Source organism: Sphingomonas sp. MMS12-HWE2-04 (assembly GCF_044881185.1).
Taxonomy (GTDB): Bacteria; Pseudomonadota; Alphaproteobacteria; order Sphingomonadales; family Sphingomonadaceae; genus Sphingomonas.
Genome location: NZ_CP173254.1, coordinates 233,017 through 256,223, shown reverse-complemented (window position 1 = coordinate 256,223; position 23,207 = coordinate 233,017). Strand labels below are relative to the sequence as shown.

The following is a 23,207-nucleotide window of genomic DNA, read 5'->3' as shown; positions in this document are numbered from 1 at the left end:
GCACCCGCAACGCGCGAGCCGCCAATTGGTGGCTCAGCCGTAACGATAGAGGCGGACGCGCTGGGCGCCCTGCGCGTCGGGCGGCAGGCGGATGTGGCGACCCTGATGGGTCTGATCGCCATTCAAGCGGCGGCCCGGCGCCCAGCGGCCATCGACATAGGTCCCTTCCTCGACGCTATCGAGCCCGGCCCGGCCCTTGCCGTCGGCAGGCTCGGCCGTGACGGTGATGCCGCTGCCCGCGACGAGATAGTCCTCGCCGCCGAGCCACAGGATGGCGCCGCCATGCTCGGCGGGGACCTGCTTGTCCTTGGGCGTCCACGGATCGACGAAGCTCACCGTGAAGCGATAGGGCCCGAGCGTCGCGACCTGCGGGGTCTCGTCAGCCTGATTGTCGAAGCTCACCGGGGGCGAGAAGCCGCGGATGCGGTTTGCCGCCTGGGCGCGGACGATCTCGGGGGTGAGGCCTTCGAGCAGCGCATAGAGCCCGCCCAGACGCGCAGCGCCCTCGGGATCGATATTCTCGATCGAGAAGGGGCTGAAGCCGAAGCCGCGATGCTTCGCGATGACGCCCCAGGCATTGGCCGCCGCGCGCGGCTCGCCGGCATTGTTCGCCTCGGGCACGAACAGGGGATTGCCCGGGATTGCGTATCCCGCGACGATCTCCGCGAAATTGGGGAAATAGATGTCCGGCGCGATGAAATCGATTGCGTCGTCGTCGCGCCCCCAAGTGCCGAACAGGTGCGTCAACGGCCCTCCACTCGGATAGCCGCCGGGCTTGACGCCGGGGCGACCCTGCGCGCCGTTGACGTACATCGGCAGCGGATATTCGCGCTTTCCCGCCGCCGCGACGAAGGTCGTGTATCGACGATAATGTTCCGCAGTGAACGTCTCCTCGGCGGCAGCGCCATATGCCGCGCTCCATGGCACGCGTCCCGATTGATGCGGGCTGGCAAGTGCACCCGGCACACCCTCTGCAAAGGCCGCATCCGCAATCGGCCCGTGCTCGCGCGCGCTGGGCAGGAAGCCGATCTCGTTCTCGACCTGGATCAGGATCACCGTGTGGCGATCGCCGTCGACCTCGCGCAAATGCCGCATCAGCGCGGCCAAGGCGCGGGCATCGGCGTTGCGCGTTCCGGTGCCGAATGCCGAGAGGATCTCCTGCGGCTTGCCCCCGGCGTCCATCGCCCGCGGAAAGCGCTTCTCGTCGCGCTTCACCCAGGCGGGAACATAGGTCGACATCGAATTCTTCCAGGCGCCGAACCACAGCAGCACGAGGCGCAGATCGGCGCCGCGCGCATCCTCGATCATCCAATCGACGGTGGCGAAGTCGAACCTGCCTTCCTGCGGCTCGATCAGCTCCCAGCTCACCGGGGCGAGCACGGTGTTGAGGTGCATTGCCTTGAGCCGCGGCCAGTGCGGCTTGAGCCATTCGCGGTTCGACGCGCTCGAATTGCCAAGCTCGCCGCCGAGGATGAGGAACGGCTTGCCGTCGACGATCAACTGCCCGCCGGCGAAATGGGGAGTCTGCGCGGCGGCCGGCGTGGCGGCGAGCAGCAGGAGGATCAGCAGGCGACGGAGCATCGCCTTTCATCCCCCGCTGCGCGCGGCGACGTCAAGCGGGCTCAACGCAGCGGCAGCGTCGGCGAGGCGGCGCCATCGGTCATACGGACCGGCAGGATACGGCCGTCTGGGGCATAATGGAGCGTGTCGATCGCGATTTGCCGCGTACCTTTATAGGGGCCGGGCCCGGGACCGCGCTCCCAGCGATGGTAGACGATCAGCCATTTGCCCGAAGGCGTGCGGACGAAACTGTGATGACCGGGGCCCTGGTGACGCGCATCGCTGGTCAGGATCGCGCCGCGATAGGTCCACGGGCCGGTCGGCGAGCTGGCGGTGGCATAATGGACCGAATAGTCGCCGGCATTCCAATGGCCGTGGCTGTAGGAGAGATAATAGGTGCCGCCGCGCGCGTGCACGAAGGCGCCCTCGGTGAAATTGGCGGGGGTTGCCACTTTGATCTCGCGCGCAATGCTGATCATGTCGGGGCCGAGCTCCCAGACGCGCAGCGTCGCGCCGGCGCTTCCGCCGGCATAGAGATAGGCCTTGCCCGATTTGGGATCGACGAACACCATCGGGTCGATCGCCTCGAAGCCGTTGCCGCCGTCGTTGACCAGCGGTCGGCCACTGTCGCGATAGGGCCCCTCGGGTCGATCGGCGACGGCAACCCCGATCCGGCTCGGCGTCGGATTTTGCGGGCCGACCGAGAAATAGAGATAATATTTGCCGCCGCGCGTCGCGACGCCGGGCGCCCAGAGGAAATGCGCGGGCGCGCCGTCCTCCTTGATCCAGCCGATATCCTCGGCGCTGATCAGGTCGCCGCGCGGCGTCCAGGTCTTGAGGTCCTTCGACGAAAAGGCGCGGAAACGCTCATTCTGCCAGACCTTGCCGGGCCCGCCGGTCGGGAACACCCACAGTTCGTCGCCGATGAACATCGCATGCGGGTCGGCGCCGGGGAATTGCGGGTTGTTCGCCAGCGCCGCGCCCGCGAGCGCGACACCGAGACCCGCAATTGCCCAGCGCCATTTCATTGCGCAGGCTGGCCGTAGTCGAGGATAAACACCGGGCCGATCTCGAGCACCTGCTTGGCGCTGTCGAGATGGAGCGCGGCGTTGAGCGCGCCGGGCTTATAGTCCTGGTCGGCATTGCCGGCGAGCTGATACATCTTCCATTCGGGCGTGAGCTCGAACGATTTCTCGAAGATCGTCCGAACCACCGGCGTGGCTTCGAGCTGGACGCGGCCGATCTTGCCGGGCGCGCCATTCTCGGTCTGCACCGCGCGCGCCCAGAAGGCGATGACGATGCGATCGCCCTTCTTCACCGGCTTGAGCGTGGGGGTAATCACCCCGATCCGCCAGAAATCGGCATGTCCGGAGAGCGCAATCCGCATCGCCTTGCCGAACTGGACCGACTTGTCGTCGCGAACTTGCGGCGGAAGGTTGAGCCCATAGGCCGTCAGCGCCGGCACGCGGGGATCGTTGATGATCTTGTCGCCTGCCCCGCCCGCACTCTGCGCCGCCCCGGGCGAACCCGGGACGGCGAGAGCGGAGAGGAGTGCTGTGGCGGCGAGGAAGAAACGGCGGTGCATGTCCATTCCTCCCTTACGCTCAGAAGCGGAACCGAACGCCGAGGGAATAGGCTCGCTCGAGATAGATCACCTGGCGCGTGTAGCTGTCGCCGGTGTTGTACTGGCGCGAGCGCTGCAGCGGGTTGCCCAGCACGTTCACCACGTCGAACGCGAAGGTCACGTTCGGCAGCGGAGTGACCGAGGTCGAGAAGTCGAGCTGGCCACGGCCCTTTTCGATGATCGGGTGGGCGATCGGATCGAGCGCCTCGAGGCTGTAGTAGGACACGAACTTCGAGCGGTAGTTATAGGCCAGACGCGCCGAGAATTGCGGCTTCTCGTACAGCGCGACGATGTTGCCCGACCATTTCGACACGCCCGGGAAGGCCTGCTGCTCGCCGCCATAGGTTGCCGCGAAGCTCGGGATCAGGTCGCCCTTGGCATCGATATAGGTGCCGTTGGCCTGCACGCCGAAACCCTTGGTCCAATCCGGCAGCCCGTCGATGTCGAGGAAGCTGGTGAAGGCGAGCTCGACACCCTGGAGCCGTGTCTGGCCCAGATTGACCGGCTGCGAGATGCGCACCGGACCATAGGTCGGATCGGTGTAGCGGTTGTCGACGGTCGCCAGGAAGCCGTTGGCATCGTGGCGGAAGACCGCCGCGGTGAACGAGCCCGTCCGCGAGAAATAATATTCGAGGCTGGCGTCGTAATTGTCGGCGGTCAGCGGCTTGAGGTTGGGATTGCCACCCGAGCCGCCACGGCGCAGACGATCGTCGCACGACGGGTCGGTTGCCGCGCCAGGAGCCTTGCACGGATCGCCATCGGGGAAGGTGCTGGGATCCACCGGCTGGCCCAGCGTGATCGTCGGCCGAAGATCGAAGAAGCTCGGCCGGGTACGCGTCTGGGTATACGCAAGTCGCAGCTGGAGCTTGTCGGTGAGCCCGACGCGTGCGCTGACGTTCGGCAAATAGTCGGTATATTCGCTTTCGGCGGTGACCGGGATGATCGAACCGTCGACCGAACCATAGCCGCTGACCGAGGTCTTGGTCTTTACCGCGCGGAGGCCGATCAGGCCGTCGATGACGGTCGAGCCGAGATCGAAGCCGTATTTGATCTGGGCATAGCCGGCATAGGCCTTTTCATTCGCACGGAAATTCTCGAGCGGATTGAACGCCGGCCGGCCCTCGGGCGTGCCGAAGAAGCTGCGCAGCGCGACGAGATTGTCGCGGATGCTGTCTCGCGTGATCGCCGCATAGAAGTGGTTCGGCTGCGCGTCGTTATAGGCGAAGCCCGGCAAGGTTGCGCGAACATCCGCTCCCGGGAGCGAGCTCATCGGGATGCCGGCGGCTTCGTTGTTGACGTAGAAGTTGCCGAAGTCGCGGCCCGCCTTGCGGTCGTTGTAGCGGATGCCGACCTGAAGGCGCTTTAGCGGGCCCAGATCGAGATCGTAGGACAGGTCGGTGCGCGCCTGCCAGTCCTGGCCGCTAACCACCAGATACTCTTGGTAGAGACCACGACTGATATAGTTGGCTGGGTCGCCGAGGTTGAAATTGAGGTACTGCTGCGACGGCCCTCCATCCTGATCGACTTCGAACTGGACGTTGCGCACCGGCGAGCTGGCCATCGCATAATCGACATTGACCAGATCGGCCGTGTAGGTGCTGTCGGTATAGGCGACGTCGGCCGAGAGGGTCAGGCGATCCTTGGTCCGATCGCGCCGCCGCCGGCCTGATAGGTGTCGGTCTTGCCGTTGAACGAGCCGGTATAGCCGTCGGGACGCACGGCGCCGCTGACGGTCGCGCTGGCGACCTGGTTGGTGCCGGGGATGGTCGTGACGTTCGACAGCGTGATACCGCCGAAGATCGGGACGAACATCCAGCGGTTATAGTCCTTCGAGCGGAAGCCCTGATACAGACCGTCGGCATAGATTTCGAGCTCGGGGGTGGGCTTCCACTGGAAGGCTGCGTTCGCCGAAGGGCGATAGCGCGCGCCATAGCCCAGGAAATTGCCCTGCGCGTCGGGGAAGCGCAGCCCGGCCTGCGCGGTCGGCGCGTTGTTCGCGTCGGTCGTGCCGATCACCATCGACTGTTCGCGCGTCGAATCGAGGAAGTTGATGCCGACATAGGAGGCGTTCACCAGCAGGCCCATCTCGCCGATGCCGGTGTCCCAGCGATCGCTGATCAGCAGGTTGCCGTTGGGGACGACCTTGCCGGACTGCTGCGAGAGCACGCCGTTGAGTGAGCCGGACAGCTCGAAGCCCTTGAAGTCGAACGGCTTGCGGCCGCGCACGTTGATCGAGCCGGCAATGCCGCCTTCGATCTGGTTGGCCAGGCCGGACTTGTAGACTTCGAGCGCGGCGACGGTGCCGGCGGGGAAATCCTGGATCTGGACGTAGCGGCCCTCGGCGGTGAAGATCTGGCGGCCGTTATAGGTGGTGGTGAGATCGGGCAGACCGCGCACCGTCACACCTGCCGATTCGCCGCCGCCGCGGGTGACGTTCACGCCGGCGACGCGCTGCAGCGCCGAGGAGGCGAAGGTGTCGGGCAGCTTGCCGATGTCTTCGGCGACGATCGCGTCGACGATGCCGTCCGAATTCTTCTTGATCGCCTGCGCCGATTCGAGGCTGCGGCGAAGGCCGGTGACGACGATGGCTTCGTCTTCGCTCGGCGTTTCCTGCACCGCGGCGTCGGGCGACGCCGAATTGATGCTGTCAGCGCTGGAATTGGTGGGCTTGGGCAATTCCTGCGCGGTCTGCGCCAGTGCGGCAGATGGGACCAGCGCCAGGCCGATCACGGCCGAGACGGACGCGCACAGAGTCGATTTGAACTGCATAATACCTCCCCAGGTTGATAGCTCCCGCTGGATCCGCGGAATGCTGTTGCTGCTGCGATATCGCGAAGCCGAACCTCCGGCAACAGATTTATCATATATAACATACCTTCGTGTCGAAGGCCGAAAAGCTGTGGCTTTCTCGTCACAAAAGATTTGTATGATATATATGCTTCCTATTCGCCGGGAGTGCGGGTATTCAGGCCCGGACAAGCGGCGAAAAGCCGCTGGCAGCGAGAGGGGATGACGTTTTGACCGACAATGCCGATGCGCAAACCCGGCGTTTCAGATCGCGCGCTTGGTTTGACAATCCCGCCAATCCCGACATGACCGCGCTCTATGTCGAGCGCTATCTCAACTACGGCATCAGCCTGGAGGAGATCCAGTCGGGCCGCCCGATCATCGGCATCGCCCAGACCGGCAGCGACCTCGTCCCCTGCAACCGCCATCACCTCGTCCTCGCCGATCGCCTGCGCGAGGGCATTCGCGACGCCGGCGGCATCGCGATCGAATTCCCCACGCATCCGATCCAGGAAACCGGCAAGCGCCCGACCGCCGGGCTCGATCGCAACCTCGCCTATCTGAGCCTGGTCGAGACGATCTATGGCTATCCGATCGACGGCGTCGTGTTCACCATCGGCTGCGACAAGACCACCCCGGCCTGCCTGATGGCCGCCGCCACGGTCAACCTCCCCTCGATCGCGCTGTCGGTCGGCCCGATGCTCAACGGCTGGTTCAAGGGCGAGCGCACCGGATCGGGCACGATCGTGTGGAAGGCGCGCGAGATGCTCGCCGCGGGCGAGATCGATTATAAGGGCTTTATCGAGCTGGTCGCGTCGTCGGCGCCGTCCACCGGCTGGTGCAACACGATGGGCACCGCGACGACGATGAACGCGCTGTGCGAGGCGCTCGGCATGTCGCTGCCCGGCTCGGCGGCGATCCCCGCCCCGTATCGCGACCGCCAGGAAAACGCCTATCGCACGGGCCTGGCGATCGTCCAGATGACCCTCGCCGACCGCAAGCCCAGCGACATCCTCACCCGCGCCGCGTTCCTCAACGCCATCCGCGTCAATTCGGCGATCGGCGGGTCGACCAACGCGCCGATCCATTTGAACGCGATCGCGCGCCATATCGGCGTCGAGCTGAGCTTGGCGGACTGGGAAAGCCACGGCGCCGACATTCCGCTGGTGGTCAATCTCCAGCCGGCAGGCAAATATCTCGGCGAGGATTTCTACCGCGCCGGCGGCGTCCCCGCGGTGATGGGGCAGCTGCTCCGCGCCGGCCTCATCGACGGCAACGTGCTGACCGCCAACGGCAAGACCGTCGCCGACAATGTCGCGACCGCCGAGAGCCACGACGCCGACGTGATCTTCCCGCTCGACGCGCCGATGAAGAAGGCCGCCGGGCTCACCGTGCTCTCGGGCAATCTGTTCGACAGCGCGGTCATGAAGCTCAGCGTGATCTCGGACGAATTCCGCGCCCGCTACCTCAGCAATCCCGAAAGCCCCGAGGCGTTCGAAGGCACCGCGATCGTGTTCGACGGGCCCGAGGATTATCACCACCGCATCGACGATCCCGCGCTGGGCGCCGATTCGAACAGCATCCTGATCATGCGCGGCGCCGGGCCGGTCGGCTATCCCGGCGGCGCCGAAGTGGTGAACATGCGGCCGCCCTCGGCGCTGATCCAGGCGGGCGTGCATGCCCTGCCCTGCCTGGGCGACGGGCGCCAATCGGGCACGTCGGGTTCGCCTTCGATCCTCAACGCCGCGCCCGAAGCCGCGGTCGGCGGCGGGCTCGCGCTGGTCCGCACCGGTGACCGCATCCGCATCGATCTCAAGAACCGCACTGCCAACATGCTGGTCGACGAAGCCGAGCTCGCCGCGCGCCGCGCCGCGCTGGCAATCGATTACGTGCCCGAGAGCCAGACGCCGTGGCAGGAGATCCATCGCGGCCTGGTCGGCCAGTTCGATACCGGCGCGGTGCTGGAAAACGCCGTCAAATATCAGCGTATCGCGCAGACCAAGGGGCTGCCGCGCGACAGCCACTAACTAGCTGGCATTAAAACAGAAAATTGGGAGGAATAAGGCCATGAAGACTTTGACAGCGATCGGGACCGCGATCGGCGCGATCGCCGCGGTGATCGCGCTTTCGAACCCCGCCGCGGCGGCGACCGCCAAGCGCGGCAGCTTCGGCAAGCTGGCCGACGGCCGCGCCGTCGCCTCGGTCACGCTCGCCAATGCGCGCGGGATCAGCGCCACTATCGTCGCCTATGGCGCGATGCTGCAATCGGTGGTCATGCCCGATCGCGCCGGCCGCAAGGCCGATGTCGCGCTCGGCTATGACAATCTCGGCGACTATCTCGCCAAGGGCCAGTATTTCGGCGGCACCGTCGGCCGCTTCGCCAACCGGCTCGAGGCGGGCCGCTTCCGCATCGACGGCCAGAGCTTCCAGACCCCGGTCAACGACGGCAAGAATTCGCTCCACGGCGGCACCGTCGGCTTCGACAAGGTGCTGTGGGACGTCGTCTCGGTCAAGAACGGCCCGACCGCCTCGGTGACGCTGCGCTATGTCAGCCCGGACGGCGACCAGGGCTATCCCGGCACGATGACCGTCGATGCGACCTATTCGCTCGACGAGCGCAACAACCTGACGATCGAATATGTCGCGACCACCGATCGCGCGACGATCGCCAACATCACCAACCATGCCTATTGGAATCTCTCGGGCGAAGGTTCGTCGAACGGCGCGATGGGCCATCTCGTCACCATCCCGGCGCAAACCTATCTGCCGACCGACGCCGGCGCGATCCCCTATGGCGAGTTCAAGCCCGTCGCCGGCACGGTGTTCGATTTCCGCACGCCGCATGCCGTGGGCGACCGCGTCCGCGACGCCCGCGACCAGCAGATCGTGTTCGGCCGCGGCTATGATCACAATTGGGTGATCGGCCGTGACGTCACGCGCGACCAGCATCTGATGGCCAAGGTCTATGATCCCGCCTCGGGCCGCGGCTTCGAACTGTGGTCGAACCAGCCGGGCCTGCAATTCTATTCGGGCAATTTCCTCGACGGCACCACCCACGGCAAGGCCAACCGCGTGTACCGCGAAGGCGATGCGATCGTGATGGAGCCGCAGATCTTCCCCAATTCGCCCAACCAGAAGGGCTTTCCGAGCGCCCGGCTCGATCCCGGCCAGACCTATCGCAACGTCATGACCTATCGCCTGTCCACCGGCCAGACCGGTGCGAACAGAACCGCGGCGCCGAAGAAGCGCTGAACCACAACAAGGGGAGCTTAGAAATGATCCGCCGTACCTTCCTTCTCGCCGCGACTGCGCTGGCGATGACCGCCGCGGTGTCGCCCGCCCAGGCGCGCGACCAATGGACCAAGGCGCAGGCCAATGCCTGGTATGCCAAGCAGCCCTGGATGGTCGGGGCGAACTACACGCCGGCCACCGCGATCAACCAGCTCGAGATGTTCCAGGCCGAAACCTGGGATCCCAAGCGCATCGACCTCGAGCTCGGCTGGGCCGAGGCGATGGGCATGAACGTGATGCGGGTGAACCTGCACCACCTGCTCTGGGAAACCGACGCTGCCGGGCTCAAGCGCCGCATGGACGAATTCATGACGATCGCGGCCAAGCACAAGATCAAGACGCTGTGGATCTTCTTCGACAGCTGCTGGGATCCGAACCCCGTCGCCGGCCCGCAGCATCCGCCGATCCCGGGCGTCCATAATTCGGGCTCGGTCCAGTCGCCGGGTGCCGATCGCCTCAAGGACGCGTCGCAATATGGCAAGCTCGAAGCCTATGTGAAGGACCTCGTCACCACCTTCGCCAAGGACGATCGCGTCCTCGGCTGGGACGTGTGGAACGAGCCCAACAATGGTGGCGGCGGCAACTACAAGCCGACGCCCGACAAAAACAAATATGTCGCGCTGCTGCTGCCGCGCTTCTTCGCCGCGGCGCGCTCGGCCAATCCGATCCAGCCGCTCACCTCGGGCGTGTGGACTGGCGACCATTGGGACGATCAGAGCAAGCTCGACGCGGTCGAGAAGGTGCAGATCGCCCAGTCGGACGTGCTGAGCTTCCACGATTACTCGTGGCCCGAGACGTTCGAGCGGCGCGCTAGCCAGATGCTCAGCTACGGCCGCCCGGTCTGGTGCACCGAATATATGGCGCGCGGCAACGGATCGACGTTCGACGGCACCCTGCCGATCGGCAAGAAGCTGAACATCGCGATGTTCAACTGGGGCTTTGTCGACGGCAAGATGCAGACGCGCCTGCCGTGGGACAGCTGGAAAAAGCCCTACACCTTCGAGGAGCCGACGATCTGGTTCCACGAGATCCTGTACAATGACGGCAAGCCCTATCGCCAGGCCGAGGTCGACCTGATCAAGCGGCTGGCGACGTCGCCCAAGGGCGTGGTCCCCGCCGGGCGCTGATCGCGCAACTGCGCCGCGGCGAGACCGCGGCGCAGTTTCCCCGAGCTGGAGAGCGAGATGAACGTGCTTCGATCCCTGCGCCTCGCCTTCGTCGCGGCGCTGGCCTTTGGCGTACCCGCGGCACACGCCCAGGTCGCGCCGGGCGGCCCCGAAACGCCCTATGTCGATCCCGCCAAGGCCTATCTGTTCGCGCACATGACCAAGGAGCGCTACGGCGTCCTCTATTATTCGGTCAGCCTCGACGGGCTGCACTGGCGCCGGATCAACGGCGGGCGGCCGGTCTCCGAGGATTATCACGGCCATGCCTCGATCGCGCGCGGCGGCGACGGGCGCTATTATCTGGTCGGCAACAAGGGCGACGACGATCCGCTGATCCGCTTCTGGGTTTCGGACGACCTGATCCGCTGGACGCCCTTCGGCACCTACCAGCCCGATCTCAAGGACATTCCCGGCCACCCGCATACGCTCCAGCGGATCGGCGCGCCCAAGCTCTTCTGGGATAAGCCCTCGGGCCAGTTCCTGCTGAGCTGGCACACCCCCAATGAGGACGGCAACGCCCAGGATCCCGAACGCTATTGGGCAAGCCAGCGCACGCTCTACGTCCTCTCGAAGGACCTCAAGACCTTCGCCGACAAGCCGCGCCGGTTGTTCAGCTGGGACATGGCGACGATCGACACGGTGATCCAGCCCGACGATCGCGGCGGCTATTGCGCGATTCTCAAGGACGAGCGCTATCCATCGTACGACTGGACCACCGGCAAGACGATCCGGATGAGCTGCGCGGCAAGCCTGCTCGGCCCCTATCCGCTCCCCGGCGCGTCGCTCAGCCCCAATTTCCGCGAAGCGCCGACGCTGATCCGTTCACCGAACGGCGCCGACTGGCTGCTCTATTACGAGCAATATGCCGGGACGAGCTACGGCCTGTCCAAGGCGCCGACGCTCCACGGACCCTGGTATCAGGTCTCGGGCAATAGCGGCGTCGCCGATTGGGATCGCTACACCATGCCCGCCGGGCTGCGCCACGGATCGATGATCGGCATCAGCCGCCAGCAATATGACGCTCTCGTAAAGGCCTTCCCCAACCCATGAAGCGCACCCTCATCCTCGCGGCGCTCGCCGCCACCCTCTTCGCTGCTCCCGCAATGGCGCAGCGCTTCCACAATCCGCTGCTCAATTCCGGGCCCGATCCCTGGATCGCCCGCGACGGCGCGACCTATTATTACATGAACACGCAAGGAAATAGGCTGGCGATCCGCAAGACCACCGACCTGACCAAGCTCGCCGACGCGCCCGAGATCACCGTGTGGACCCCGCTCGCCACCGGCCCCAACGCCCAGTCGATCTGGGCGCCCGAGCTCCACCGCATCGGTGGCAAATGGTATATCTATTACACCGCCGCCGCCGCGGGGCATGACGACGACGCGCATCGCGGCATCTTCGTGCTGGAAAATGCCGGGCGCGACCCCACCCGGGGCAAGTGGATCGACCGCGGCCCGCTCAAGACCGTCAATACCGGCATCGACGGCACCACCTTCACGGTGAAGGGCAAGCGCTATTTCGTCTATTCGGCCTATGACGGGCCGGACAGCGTGCTGCGCGTCGTCGCGATGGCCAATCCCTGGACGCTCACCGGCAAGGAGACCACGATCGCCCGGCCCGATCGCAGCTGGGAGCGCCAGGGCGGCCGCCAGATCCTCGAAGGCCCGGAATTCCTCCAGGGCCCCAAGGGCAGGCTCTACATCACCTATTCGGGCAGCGCCTGCTGGTCCGACGATTATGCCATCGGGTTGCTCGGCGCCGCCGCGGACAGCGATCCGCTCGATGCCAGGGCCTGGACCAAGACGCCCGATCCGGTGATCGCCAAGTCGGCGGCGAACAGCGTCTACGCGCCGGGGCATAATGGCTTCTTCACCACGCCGGCGGGCGAGACCTGGATCGTCTACCACGCCAATCCCGGCGCCGGCATGGGCTGCACGGCCAAGCGCGCACCGCATATCCAGAAGGTCGAATGGAAGGACGGCGCGCCGGTCTTCGCCGAACCGGCGGGCGTGGCCACGATGCTGGCGCCGCCGCGCTGAGAGGGCTGGGGCCGCAACACGCCGTTCTGGCCGCGCGGGGGTGCCATCCTCCGCGCGCGGGTCTAGACGGGGCTCATGTCCGTCAGCCTTTTCGAATTGTTCAAGATCGGGGTGGGCCCGTCTAGCTCGCATACCATGGGGCCGATGACCGCGGCGTGCCGCTTCGTCGGCCTGCTCGGCGCGCGCGATCTGCTGCCGCAGGTCCGTCGCGTCACCATCGCCCTCTATGGCTCGCTTGCGCTTACCGGCTTTGGCCATGCCACCGACACCGCGACGATCGTCGGGCTGCACGGCATCGATCCCGAGAGCGCCGATCCCGATGCCGCCGCGGCGCTGATCCTGCAGGTGCGCGAAACCGGCCGGATGCTGCTCGGCGGCACCCAGGAGATTGCGTTCGACGAGCGCGAGGACATTTTCTGGCGAGGTAAGGAGCAGCTGCCTTTCCACCCCAACGGCATGCGTTTCGAGGCGCTGGGCGACGACGGCGCGCTGCTGCTCGCGCGCACCTATTATTCGATCGGCGGCGGTTTCGTGCTCGACGAGGACCAGGCGCGCAACAACCAGCCCGATTCGGAGACGGTCGAGCTGCCCTTCCCCTATCGCAGCGCCGCCGAGCTGCTCGACATGGCCGCCGCGAAGGGGATGACCATCGCCGAGATCGCGCTCGCCAACGAGGATGCACGGCGTCCGCGCGACGAGACGCTGGCGGGGATCGCGCGGCTGTTCGACGCAATGGAAAGCTGCATCGAGCGCGGCATGCGCCAGACCGGCGAGCTTCCCGGCGGATTGAAGATCGGGCGGCGCGCGGCCAAGCTGCGCACGTCGCTGCTCGATCGTGCCGAACGGCTCGCCGCCGATCCGCTGGCGACGCTCGACTGGATCAATCTCTGGGCGATCGCGGTCAACGAAGAGAACAGCGCCGGCGGCAAGGTGGTGACCTCGCCGACCAACGGCGCTGCCGGGATCATCCCCGCGGTGCTGCGCTATTACGATCGCTTCCACCGCGGCACGCCCGAGGGGCGGGCGACCTATCTGCTCACCGCGGCGGCGATCGGCGCGCTGTACAAGCGCAACGCCAGCATCTCGGCGGCGGAGGTCGGTTGCCAGGGCGAAGTCGGCGTCGCCTGCTCGATGGCGGCGGGGGCTTTGTGTGCGGTGCTCGGCGGCAGCAATGCCCAGATCGAGAACGCCGCAGAGATCGGAATGGAGCATAATCTGGGTCTAACCTGCGACCCGATCGGCGGTCTGGTCCAGATCCCCTGCATAGAACGCAATGCAATGGGCGCGGTGAAAGCCATAGACGCCGCCCGCCTCGCCCTCACCGGCGACGGCGTCCATCACGTCACGCTCGACCAGGTGATCGACACGATGCGCCGCACCGGCGCCGACATGAAGGAAAGCTACAAGGAAACTTCGCTCGGCGGCCTTGCCGTCTATGTACCGGCCTGCTGACCGCGCCAGCGGCTTACGGATATAGGGAAATGGCGCGCCCGGAACAATTCGAACGTCCGACCCTCAAATTCGTAGTCTGATGCTCTATCCAGCTGAGCTACGGGCGCGCATCCAGCCGTGAGGCCGGAAGGTCGCTCCGCGGCGGCGGTGGTGGACAGGGCTGGATTCGAACCAGCGTACGGGAGACCCGGGCAGATTTACAGTCTGCTGCCTTTAACCACTCGGCCACCTGTCCAGGCGCCCGCCGCTGCGAAGCGAGGGCGGCCCAATGGCGCAGCCGAATGCGTGTGTCAACGCCTTGCGCGCAACGCACGCGGCGCATAGCGTCCCTGGCAACCAATCGATCACTCCGGGAGCCTTATGCGCGCCATCTCTGCCATCGTCCTAGCCGCCATCCTTGCAGCGCCGCTCACCGCGCAGACCGTCGACCGCAGCGAAACCGCGCGCATCGTCGACGAGGGTCTCAACCGTTCGGAAGTGATGACCACCGCCGAATATCTGACCGATCGGATCGGCGCGCGCCTCACCAATTCGCCCGGCATGCGCGCCGCCGAGGACTGGACGATGTCCAAATACCGCGATTGGGGCCTCAAGAACGTTCACAAGGAAGGGTTTGACTTCGGTCGCGGCTGGTGGAGCGAGCGGTCGAGCGCTCGGATGATCGCGCCGCGCCCGATCGAGCTGACCTCCACGCCGATCGCCTGGACTCCGGGCACGGCCAAGATCACCGCGCCGATCGTCGTCGCGCCGATCAGCGAGGAGCGCCATTTCGCGCGCTATCACGGCCAGCTTTCGGGCAAGATCGTGCTGATCACCCTGCCCAACGACGGCAACGAGCCCGGCGACGCGCCGTTCAAGCGGCTGGGCGGGGATGATCTCTCCAAGCTCGACACCTATGAGCAGCCCAAATATGATCCCGAGGCGTCCGACCGACGGATCAAGCGGCTCGATTATTCGAAGAAGCTCGATGCCTTTCTCAAGGCCGAAGGCGCCGTCGCCTATGTGACGATGAGCCAGCGGGACGGAAAGCTTGTCCACGGTTCGGGCTATCTGTTCGGGGTCGGCGAAACCCAGGCGGTCCCCGGCTTCGAATTTGCTGCCGAGGATTATCGCCGCCTCGCCCGCCTCGCCAAGGTCGGCGCAGCGCCGACGGTCGAGCTCGAGAGCGTCAACCATTTCGAGGACGCCGATACCAAGGCGTATAATGTGATCGCCGACATTCCGGGCAGCGATCCCTCGGGCGCCTATGTCATGGCCGGCGCGCATCTCGACAGCTGGGCCGCAGCCGACGGCGCTGCCGATAACGGTGCGGGCACCGCAATGATCATGGAGGCCGCACGCATCCTCGCCAAGATGGGCGTCAAGCCCAAGCGCACGATCCGCTTCGCGCTCTGGGCCGGCGAAGAGCAGGGCCTGCTCGGCTCGCTTGCCTATGTCGAGCAACACATCGCCTCGCGCCAGGCCAAGGGCCCCGCGCCCACCGGCCTCGCGCGCTTCTATGGCTGGGCCAATCGCTGGCCGATCGTCCAGAAGCCCGGCTATGCGCAGATGGCCGGCTATTTCAATCTCGACAACGGCTCGGGCAAGGTCCGCGGCATCTATGCCGAGAACAATCTCGCCGTAGTCCCCACTTTCCGCGAATGGTTCGCGCCGTTCAACGCGATGGGCGCGAACACCGTGGCGATCCGCAAGACCGGCGGCACCGATCATGTCTTCTTCTCGGCGATCGGCCTGCCCGCCTTCCAGTTCATCCAGGATCCGCTCGATTACGGCAGCCGGCTCCACCACACCAATGTCGACACCTTCGACCATTTGAAGGCCGAAGACATGCGCCAGGGCGCGATCGTCCTCGCCGCCTTCCTGCTCAACGCCGCCAATGCCGACAAGCCGCTGGCGCGCATGCCCTTCCCGACCGAGCCGAACGTCACCAATCCGTTCGCCTATCCCGATCCGAGCGATCTCGACTGATGGCCCGCAAAGGACACCGCCCGAGCAAGGCTCCGGCTTCGCGGCCCCGCTTCTACGGGCGCCACGCCGTGCTCGCTGCGCTCGCCAATCCGGAGCGCACCGTGCGCAAGATCTGGGGGACGCGCGAGGCGCTTGCCGGGCTCGACATCCCCTCGACGATCCCGATCACCTTTGCCGACGTCGCCGATCTCGGCCGGCTGGTCCCGGGCGACGCGCCGCATCAGGGGCTCGTCGCCGAAGTCGAACCGCTGGAAGACATTTGGCTTGGCGATCTGCTCGCCCAGGCCAAGGAGGAAGGCGATCGGAGGCCGCTGGTGATCCTCGATCAGGTCACCGATCCGCACAACGTCGGCGCGGTGCTGCGCTCGGCGGCGGCGTTCGACGCGCTCGGCATCATCACCCAGGATCGCCACGCGCCGCCCGAATCGGGGTCGCTCGCCCGCGCCGCCTCGGGCACGCTCGAGACCGTTCCCTGGGTCCGCGTGGTCAATCTCGCCCGCGCACTCGAGGAAATCGCCGAAGCCGGCTTCTGGCGGATCGGCCTCACCGGCCATGCCGAGGGCACTCTGGGCGAGATGATCGGCGAGGCGCGCATCGCGCTGGTGCTCGGCGCCGAAGGCGAGGGCATGCGCCAGAACACCGAGACGCATTGCGATCAGCTCGCCAAGCTGCCGATCTCGGACAAGGTCGAGAGCCTCAACATCTCCAACGCCGCGGCGATCGCGCTCTACGCGATAGCAACGCGCGGCTGAACCGGGCGGGCGCGGTTCAGCCGCGCCCTTGCCTGCCGCCACGCTGGTCGCCAGGTCACGCGGTCGCCGCGCCTGAACTCTGTCTGCCGACATGCGTTGCCTCGATCGGAGGTCCGATGGAACGCGCAAAACACTTGGTTGCCACGGTGCGGGACGCGGCGGCACGTCACAAGATCGCATGGGGCGAGCTTGTGCCCACGGCGCACGCGATCAACGCCGAGGCCGAAGCGGCCGAAGATGCCGCTTATGCCGAGATGGAGGCCGCCAAGCAGCAGCTCCGCGATCATATCTGCGCGCAATATGGCATCAGTCACGCCGAGCTTTCCAGCTTGACCCGCTAACGCCGCTTTGCGCGTCGCCACGCTTTGCTATTGGAGAGGCATCGAAGGAGTTTCGCGATGCCGATCGACGCCACCCTGCCCTATGATCCCGACAACATCTTCGCCAAGATCCTGCGCGGCGAGATTCCGTCGAAGACAGTCTACGAGGACGAGCACGCGCTCGCTTTTCACGACGTCAATCCGCAGGCGCCCCAACACATCCTGGTGATCCCCAAGGGCGCCTATGTCAGCTGGGACGACTTTTCCGCACATGCGCCCGATGCCGAGATTGCCGGCTTCGTCCGCGCGGTTGGGACGGTCGCGCGCAACGCGGGGATGGTGGCCGAGGGCTATCGCCTGCTCGCCAATATCGGCCAGCAATCGGGGCAGGAAGTGCCGCACCTCCACGTCCACATCTTCGCCGGCAAGCCGCTCGGGCCGATGCTCGTGCGCTGAGCCGCGCCACAAGGGGATTGCACCCCCCGGTTTTGCGGCTAGGCTCGCGGCCTTTCACTATTGGGGGCGGTGCCGCGCGCGCCGCAAAGGGGACTATGTAATGATATTCGGGCGCGTAAAGTCACTCGATGCCATTTTGGCGACAGCGGAGAAAAAATCGCTGCACCGCTCGCTCGGCGCCTTCCAGCTGACCATGCTGGGCATCGGCGCCGTCATCGGCACAGGCATCTTCGTGCTGACCGCAGAGGCGGCGCAGAAGGCAGGCCCGGGCATGATGCTGTCCTTCATCATCGCCGGCGTTGTCTGCGCCGTCGCTGCGCTGTGCTACGCCGAAATGGCGGCGATGGTGCCCGTCTCGGGCTCGGCTTACACCTATAGCTATGCAGTGATGGGCGAGCTCGTCGCCTGGATGGTCGGCTGGGCGCTGATCCTCGAATATGCGATCGCCGCGGGCGCGGTGTCGGTCGGCTGGTCGGGCTATTTCATCGGCTGGCTCAACTCGAGTTTTCACATCACCGTGCCGCTCGACCTGGTCCGCGGGCCGTTCGACGGCGGCTTGATCAACCTGCCGGCGATGGTGATCGCCGCGCTGGTGACTGCGCTGCTGATCAAGGGCACCAAGGAGAGCGCGACCGTCAACGCCGTGCTGGTCGGCGTCAAGATCCTCGCGCTGGCGCTGTTCGTGATCCTGACCATCCCGGTGATCAAGACCGGCCAGTTCACGCCCTTCGCGCCGCTCGGCTTCGCCGGCATCTCGGGCGCCGCCGCTTCGATCTTCTTCGCCTATGTCGGCTTCGACGCGGTCTCGACGGCGGCGGAGGAAACCGAAGAATCCGCAGCGCAACATGCCGATCGGGCTGATCGGCAGCCTTGCCGTCTGCACCATCTTCTACCTGCTCGTCGCAGCCGGCGTGATCGGTACGGTCGGCGCGCAGCCGATGTTCGGCGCGGGCGGCCAGCATCTTTCGCCCGGCACGCCGGGTCTGTCGGCGGCCTGCCAGGCGATCCACGAGAACGCCGTGGTCTGCTCGAAGGAGGCGCTCGCCTGGACGCTCAAGCAGGTCGGCTATCCGTTCATCGGCTGGCTGGTTGGCGCCGCGGCGATCATTGCGCTTCCCTCGGTCATCCTGATGATGATGTTCGGCCAGACCCGCATCTTCTTCGTGATGAGCCGCGACGGACTGCTGCCCGAGTTCTTCTCGCGCGTGCATCCGAAGTTCCACACGCCGCACATCATCACGCTGCTGACCGGCGTCTTCGTCACGCTGTTCGCCGCCTTCTTCCCGGTCGGCCTGCTCGCCGACGTGTCGAATTCGGGAACGCTGTTCGCCTTCGCGGCCGTATCGATCGCAGTGCTGGTGCTGCGCCGCACCGATCCGTCGCGCAAGCGGCCGTTCCGCACCCCGGCGATCGCTATCACCGCGCCGCTGGCGATCATCGGCTGCGTCTATCTGTTCTTCAGCCTGTCCAAGGAGACGATCCTGCTGTTCGTCGGCTGGGCAGTGGTCGGCCTGATCGTCTATTTCGCCTATAGCCGCTCGCGCAGCCATGTCGGCCTCGGTCGGGACGAGGTCCACGAGCCCGAAGCCTATGAAGATCTAGACCCGCCGGTGCCTGGCACCCGCTGAGGTCGGTGAACAAAAATGGGGCCGGGAGAGCGATCTCCCGGCCCCATTTTTATTGTCCCTCCAACGCCGGGAGGATCTACGACTATCCCAGCCGCTCGGCGGCGAGCTTCTTGAGGTCCACTTCGGCGCGGGCGCCGTAATGCTGGATGATCTCTGCCGCACAGATCGCGCCGAGGCGAAGCAATTCCTCCAGCCCCTTGCCCTGCGCCTGGCCGAACAGGAAACCGGCGGCGAACATGTCGCCGGCGCCGGTCGTGTCGACCAGCTTGTCGATCGGCTCTGCGCCGACTTCGACCCGCTCGCTACCCTGAAGCGCCATCGCGCCCTTTTCACTGCGCGTGACGACGAGAAGCGGCACCTTGCCGTGGATATGCTCGACCGCCGCCTCGAAACTCTCATGCGCGCACAAAGCGAGCAGTTCGCTTTCGTTGGCGAACAGGATGTCGATCAGCCCGTCGGCAATCAGCTTGCGAAAATCATCGCCGTGGCGCGAGATGCAGAACACGTCCGAAAGCGTGAACGCGACCTTGCGGCCATTGGCACGCGCGATCTCGATCGCCTTGCGCATCGCGGCGCGCGGCTCTTCAGGGTCCCACAGATAGCCTTCGAGATAGAGGATCGCGCCGTCGGCGATCACCTTTTCGTCGAGCGCGGCCTCCGGCAGGAACTGCGAGGCGCCGAGGAACGTGTTCATCGTGCGCTGGCCGTCGGGCGTCACGAAGATCAGGCAGCGCGCGGTGGTCGGCTGGCCGGGGCGGACGGCGGTATCGAACGAGACGCCGGCGGCGCGCAGGTCGTGCGCGAAGACCGCGCCGAGCTGGTCGTCCGCGACCTGGCCGATAAAGGCGGTCTTGCCACCGAGCGCGGCGATGCCCGCTACGGTGTTGCTTGCCGAACCGCCCGAAACTTCGCGGCCCGGGCCCATCTTGGCGTAAAGCGCGTCGGCCTCTTCGGGCGAGAACATCAGCTGCATCGATCCCTTGGCGACGCCGATCTCCTCGATGAAGCTGTCTTCGGCCTGGGCAAGGATGTCGACGATGGCATTGCCGATCGCGACCACGTCATAAGTGGGGCTGGTCAAGTCGTTGCTCCGATGGAGGTTGCGCCGACGCCCTACGGTCCTGCAAAGAGTTGCGCAATGATTCAGGCCTTCATCCTGTCGCTCGGCCAATTGACCGACCGCCCGATCCTTGGCGTCCTGGTCAAGTCGCTGCTCGTCACGCTGCTGCTCTTTGCGGCTTTGGGCGTCGGCATGTGGTTCGTGCTCGACTGGCTGGCCGAGTCGGCAGCGCATTGGCTGGGCACCGCCGATCGCGGCGGCGTGTTTGCCAGCATCGTCACGGTCGCGCTGTTGATCCTTGCGTGGTGGCTGCTGTTCCGCGCGATCGCAGTCGCGGTGGTCGGCGTCTTTGCCGATGATGTCGTCGCCGCAGTCGAGCTGCGCCACTATCCCGCGGCCCATGCCCAGGCGCGCGCCGTGCCCCTCGCCCGGTCCGTCGCAATGGGCCTCGGTTCGGGGATGCGCGCGATCGGGATCAACCTATTGCTCTCGCCTGTCTATCTGATGCTCTTGATCACCGGAGTGGGTACCGCGTTGCTGTTTTTCCTCGTCAATTCCTGGCTGCTCGGTCGCGATCTCGGCGACATGGTCGCCGCGCGGCACATGCCGGCCACCGATCTCGCGGCCTGGCGACGCATCACTCGCCCGCGGCGTTTCACCTTGGGCGCGGCGGGCACCGGGATGCTACTCGTCCCCGTGCTCAACTTGGTCGCGCCGGTGCTCGGCGCCGCGATGGCCACCCATATGTTTCACCGCGGGAGGTCGGCATGAGGGTCTGGCTGTTGGCGCCCACGCTCGCGCTGGGTCTCTCTGCGTGCGGCGGCGACATCATTCCCGCGCGCCCGGCCAGCGCCGGCCACATCCCGGTGCCGAGCAACGCACCGCCGCCGCCGCCGAACATCGCCGCGATCAAGGGCCAGACCGCGCCGCGCCTCGTCGCGCAGTTCGGCACGCCGGCGCTCGACATGTCCGAGGGTAGCGCGCGCAAGCTGCAGTTCATGGGCCCGATCTGCGTGCTCGACGCCTATCTCTATCCGCCCTCCAGCGGCCGCGGCGAACCCACCGTCACCTGGCTCGACACCCGCCAGCGCGACGGCAGCCCGATCGACCCGGCGAGCTGCGTCGCAGCGCTGACACGGCGGCAATAGGCGCGCTTGCGTGCGGTCCGGCGCCGGCTAAAAGGAACGCCATGGTCACACGGCGACAGGTCATCGGCTCCTCCCTCGCCCTGGCGGCGACGGCAGGTCTCCCCTCTTCCGTGGTGGCAGCGTCGCCCGGCCGGCTGCGGCAATCGGCCAGCCGCTGGTGCTATCAGAAGATCCCGCTCGACGACCTGTGCGCCTTTGCCGCGAAGATCGGGCTGCAGGGCATCGATCTGCTCCAGCCCGCCGACTATGACGTGCCGCGCCGCCACGGCCTGGTTTGCACGATGGGCTATGCCGCCGAGGCGATGACTATCCCCAACGGGCTCAATCGGCGCGAAAACCATGCCGCGATGGAGCAGGCGTTCCGCATCGGCATCCCCCAGGCCGCCAAATCGGGGGTGCCCAACGTCATCGCCTTTTCGGGCAATCGCCGCGGCCTTTCGGATGCGGAAGGCGCAGCCAATACCATAGCCGGGCTCAACCGGCTCAAGCCGATCGCCGAGGATCACGGCGTCACGATCTGCCTGGAATTGCTCAACAGCAAACGCGACCATCCCGATTACATGGCCGATCACGCCGCCTGGGGCGTGCAGGTGATGCAGGCGGTCAACTCGCCGCACGTGAAGCTGCTCTATGACATCTATCATATGCAGATCATGGACGGCGATCTGATCGATACGATCCAGAAGAACCTCCAGTGGATCGGCCATTTTCACACCGGCGGCGTGCCCGGCCGCCACGAGCTGGACGAGAGCCAGGAAGTCAATTGGCGCGCCGTATGCCGCGCCATCGCCGACAAGGGATTTCAGGGCTATCTCGCCCATGAGTTCGTGCCGACCGGCGATCCGCTGCCCGCGCTGGAACAGGCCGTGCGGATCTGCACCGTCTGAGCGTCACCCCGCGGGCAAGCGCGCGATCGCCCAGGCGGCCGCATCGCGCACTGCGTCGTCGGGATCGTCGAGCAGCGCGCGCACCGGCCCGAGCAGCGCCGCGCTGCCGCTGTTGCCCGCCGCGATCAGGCAGTTGCGCACCATCCGGTCGCGCCCGATCCGCTTGATCGGCGATCCGGCAAAGACCTCGCGAAACCCGGCATCGTCGAGCGCGAGCAGGTCCGCCAGCGCCGGCGCAGTCAGCTCGGCGCGCGGCGCGAAGGCCAAATTGGCCCGTGCCGAGGCGGCGAACTTGTTCCAGGGGCACACTGCCAGGCAATCGTCGCAGCCATAGATGCGGTTGCCGATGCCTTCGCGGAATTCGTGCGGGATCGGCCCCTTATGCTCGATGGTCAGATACGAGATGCAGCGCCGCGCATCGAGCCGATAGGGGGCAGGAAAGGCGTTGGTCGGGCATGCCGTCTGGCAGGCGTCGCAGCTGCCGCAGGTGCTGGGCGCGGCGGCATCGGGCGCCAGCTCGAGTGTCGTGTAGATCGCGCCAAGGAACAGCCAGCTGCCATGTTCGCGGCTGACCAGATTGGTGTGCTTGCCCTGCCAGCCGAGGCCCGCTGCCTCGGCGAGCGGCTTTTCCATCACCGGCGCGGTGTCGACGAACACCTTGACGTCCGCCCCCGGCGCCGCGCCGACCAGCCAGCGCGCCAGTTCCTTGAGCCGCCGTTTGATGACATCGTGATAGTCTCCGCCCTGCGCATAGACCGAGATGCGGCCGATCTCGCCTGCATTGGCCAGCGCCAGCGGATCGGTGGCAGGGGCATAGCTCATCCCCAGCGAGATCACCGAGCGCACCTCGGGCCACAGCCCGGCGGGGCGCTCGCGGTGATGTGCGCGCTCTTCCATCCAGATCATCGATCCGTGCCGACCTTCGGCCAGCCATTGGCGGAGCCGCTCCGCCGTCTTCGGTGCCGCATCGGCGCGCGCGATTCCGCACGCGGCGAAACCGATTTCCGCTGCCTTCGTCTTGAGTTGCGCTTCTAGCTTGCCGGGCTGCACGCGCACCCGCTACCACGGA

Annotated in this window: 20 protein-coding genes, 2 tRNA genes and 1 pseudogene; 14 read left to right on the top strand and 9 right to left on the bottom strand. The window is 66.2% G+C overall.

Features of this window, described 5'->3' with window-relative positions:
* Positions 1-33 precede the first annotated feature (33 nt).
* Genes AB2M62_RS01225 through AB2M62_RS01205 form a run of 5 tightly spaced genes read right to left on the bottom strand, consistent with a single transcriptional unit; the run spans position 34 to position 5,953 of the window.
* Positions 34-1,581, bottom strand: a complete 1,548-nt coding sequence (locus tag AB2M62_RS01225) for a DUF5597 domain-containing protein (RefSeq protein WP_404337107.1) — start codon at positions 1,579-1,581, stop codon at positions 34-36.
* 41 nt (positions 1,582-1,622) lie between these two features.
* Complete coding sequence (locus tag AB2M62_RS01220; RefSeq protein WP_404337106.1) at positions 1,623-2,588, bottom strand: family 43 glycosylhydrolase; 966 nt, start codon at positions 2,586-2,588, stop codon at positions 1,623-1,625.
* Positions 2,585-3,145 (bottom strand): hypothetical protein, encoded by a 561-nt coding sequence (locus AB2M62_RS01215; RefSeq protein ID WP_404337104.1) that lies wholly within the window; start codon positions 3,143-3,145, stop codon positions 2,585-2,587. Before AB2M62_RS01215 ends, AB2M62_RS01220 begins: the two co-directional genes overlap by 4 nt.
* Positions 3,146-3,164: 19 nt before the next feature.
* On the bottom strand, positions 3,165-4,817 hold the full coding sequence (locus tag AB2M62_RS01210) for a TonB-dependent receptor (protein WP_404339745.1): 1,653 nt from the start codon (positions 4,815-4,817) through the stop codon (positions 3,165-3,167).
* Positions 4,814-5,953 (bottom strand): TonB-dependent receptor plug domain-containing protein, encoded by a 1,140-nt coding sequence (locus AB2M62_RS01205; RefSeq protein WP_404337102.1) that lies wholly within the window; start codon positions 5,951-5,953, stop codon positions 4,814-4,816. The genes AB2M62_RS01210 and AB2M62_RS01205 overlap by 4 nt, the downstream gene beginning before the upstream one ends.
* A 323-nt stretch (positions 5,954-6,276) precedes the next feature.
* Here AB2M62_RS01205 and AB2M62_RS01200 point away from each other — a divergent pair, with 323 nt between their 5' ends.
* The 6 genes from AB2M62_RS01200 (at position 6,277) to AB2M62_RS01175 (ending at position 13,919) form a co-directional block, all read left to right on the top strand.
* The gene (locus AB2M62_RS01200; protein ID WP_404339743.1) at positions 6,277-7,998 is read left to right on the top strand and encodes an IlvD/Edd family dehydratase; all 1,722 of its coding nucleotides are present in this window, start codon (positions 6,277-6,279) and stop codon (positions 7,996-7,998) included.
* A 40-nt stretch (positions 7,999-8,038) separates the two neighbouring features.
* The gene (locus AB2M62_RS01195; protein ID WP_404337100.1) at positions 8,039-9,223 is read left to right on the top strand and encodes an aldose epimerase family protein; all 1,185 of its coding nucleotides are present in this window, start codon (positions 8,039-8,041) and stop codon (positions 9,221-9,223) included.
* Between the two features lie 23 nt (positions 9,224-9,246).
* Positions 9,247-10,389, top strand: a complete 1,143-nt coding sequence (locus AB2M62_RS01190) for a cellulase family glycosylhydrolase (RefSeq protein ID WP_404337099.1) — start codon at positions 9,247-9,249, stop codon at positions 10,387-10,389.
* Positions 10,390-10,446: 57 nt separating this feature from the next.
* Positions 10,447-11,478, top strand: coding sequence for a glycosyl hydrolase family 43 (locus AB2M62_RS01185; protein ID WP_404337097.1), 1,032 nt, complete (start codon positions 10,447-10,449; stop codon positions 11,476-11,478).
* Positions 11,475-12,467, top strand: coding sequence for a family 43 glycosylhydrolase (locus AB2M62_RS01180; RefSeq protein WP_404337095.1), 993 nt, complete (start codon positions 11,475-11,477; stop codon positions 12,465-12,467). Before AB2M62_RS01185 ends, AB2M62_RS01180 begins: the two co-directional genes overlap by 4 nt.
* Before the next feature lie 75 nt (positions 12,468-12,542).
* On the top strand, positions 12,543-13,919 hold the full coding sequence (locus tag AB2M62_RS01175) for an L-serine ammonia-lyase (RefSeq protein ID WP_404337093.1): 1,377 nt from the start codon (positions 12,543-12,545) through the stop codon (positions 13,917-13,919).
* Between the two features lie 30 nt (positions 13,920-13,949).
* On the opposite strand, the gene AB2M62_RS01170 is transcribed toward AB2M62_RS01175, so the two are convergent.
* Together AB2M62_RS01170 and AB2M62_RS01165 are read right to left on the bottom strand one after the other, a co-directional pair.
* Positions 13,950-14,026, bottom strand: a tRNA-Arg gene (locus AB2M62_RS01170).
* Positions 14,027-14,067: 41 nt separating this feature from the next.
* A tRNA-Tyr gene (locus AB2M62_RS01165) sits at positions 14,068-14,154 on the bottom strand.
* A 125-nt stretch (positions 14,155-14,279) separates the two neighbouring features.
* On the opposite strand from AB2M62_RS01165, the gene AB2M62_RS01160 reads away from it, so the two are divergent.
* The 5 genes and pseudogenes from AB2M62_RS01160 to AB2M62_RS01140 all read left to right on the top strand — a co-directional run bounded on the left by AB2M62_RS01160 (position 14,280) and on the right by AB2M62_RS01140 (position 19,043).
* Positions 14,280-15,887, top strand: a complete 1,608-nt coding sequence (locus AB2M62_RS01160; RefSeq protein ID WP_404337092.1) for a M20/M25/M40 family metallo-hydrolase — start codon at positions 14,280-14,282, stop codon at positions 15,885-15,887.
* Positions 15,887-16,639, top strand: a complete 753-nt coding sequence (gene rlmB / locus AB2M62_RS01155) for a 23S rRNA (guanosine(2251)-2'-O)-methyltransferase RlmB (RefSeq protein WP_404337090.1) — start codon at positions 15,887-15,889, stop codon at positions 16,637-16,639. Before AB2M62_RS01160 ends, rlmB begins: the two co-directional genes overlap by 1 nt.
* A 116-nt stretch (positions 16,640-16,755) precedes the next feature.
* Positions 16,756-16,980: a hypothetical protein gene (locus AB2M62_RS01150; RefSeq protein ID WP_404337089.1), complete on the top strand. Its 225-nt coding sequence runs from the start codon at positions 16,756-16,758 to the stop codon at positions 16,978-16,980.
* Between the two features lie 57 nt (positions 16,981-17,037).
* A complete protein-coding gene (locus AB2M62_RS01145; RefSeq protein WP_404337087.1) occupies positions 17,038-17,415 on the top strand; it encodes a histidine triad nucleotide-binding protein in 378 nt (125 codons plus the stop codon).
* 100 nt (positions 17,416-17,515) lie between these two features.
* Positions 17,516-19,043: pseudogene (locus AB2M62_RS01140) on the top strand (amino acid permease).
* Between the two features lie 82 nt (positions 19,044-19,125).
* On the opposite strand, the gene AB2M62_RS01135 reads toward AB2M62_RS01140, so the two are convergent.
* Positions 19,126-20,124: an adenosine kinase gene (locus AB2M62_RS01135; protein ID WP_404337085.1), complete on the bottom strand. Its 999-nt coding sequence runs from the start codon at positions 20,122-20,124 to the stop codon at positions 19,126-19,128.
* A 57-nt stretch (positions 20,125-20,181) separates the two neighbouring features.
* Between AB2M62_RS01135 and AB2M62_RS01130 the strand changes: the two genes are divergently transcribed.
* The 3 genes from AB2M62_RS01130 to AB2M62_RS01120 are packed head-to-tail and all read left to right on the top strand — an operon-like array spanning position 20,182 to position 22,138.
* Positions 20,182-20,874 (top strand): EI24 domain-containing protein, encoded by a 693-nt coding sequence (locus tag AB2M62_RS01130; protein ID WP_404337083.1) that lies wholly within the window; start codon positions 20,182-20,184, stop codon positions 20,872-20,874.
* The gene (locus AB2M62_RS01125; RefSeq protein ID WP_404337081.1) at positions 20,871-21,251 is read left to right on the top strand and encodes a hypothetical protein; all 381 of its coding nucleotides are present in this window, start codon (positions 20,871-20,873) and stop codon (positions 21,249-21,251) included. The genes AB2M62_RS01130 and AB2M62_RS01125 overlap by 4 nt, the downstream gene beginning before the upstream one ends.
* A 41-nt stretch (positions 21,252-21,292) precedes the next feature.
* Entirely contained in the window at positions 21,293-22,138 is an 846-nt protein-coding gene (locus AB2M62_RS01120; RefSeq protein ID WP_404337080.1) for a hydroxypyruvate isomerase family protein, read from the top strand.
* A gap of 3 nt (positions 22,139-22,141) precedes the next feature.
* Here the strand turns inward: AB2M62_RS01120 and queG are convergent, their stop codons facing one another.
* Positions 22,142-23,188: a tRNA epoxyqueuosine(34) reductase QueG gene (gene queG / locus AB2M62_RS01115; protein WP_404337078.1), complete on the bottom strand. Its 1,047-nt coding sequence runs from the start codon at positions 23,186-23,188 to the stop codon at positions 22,142-22,144.
* Positions 23,189-23,207 lie beyond the last annotated feature (19 nt).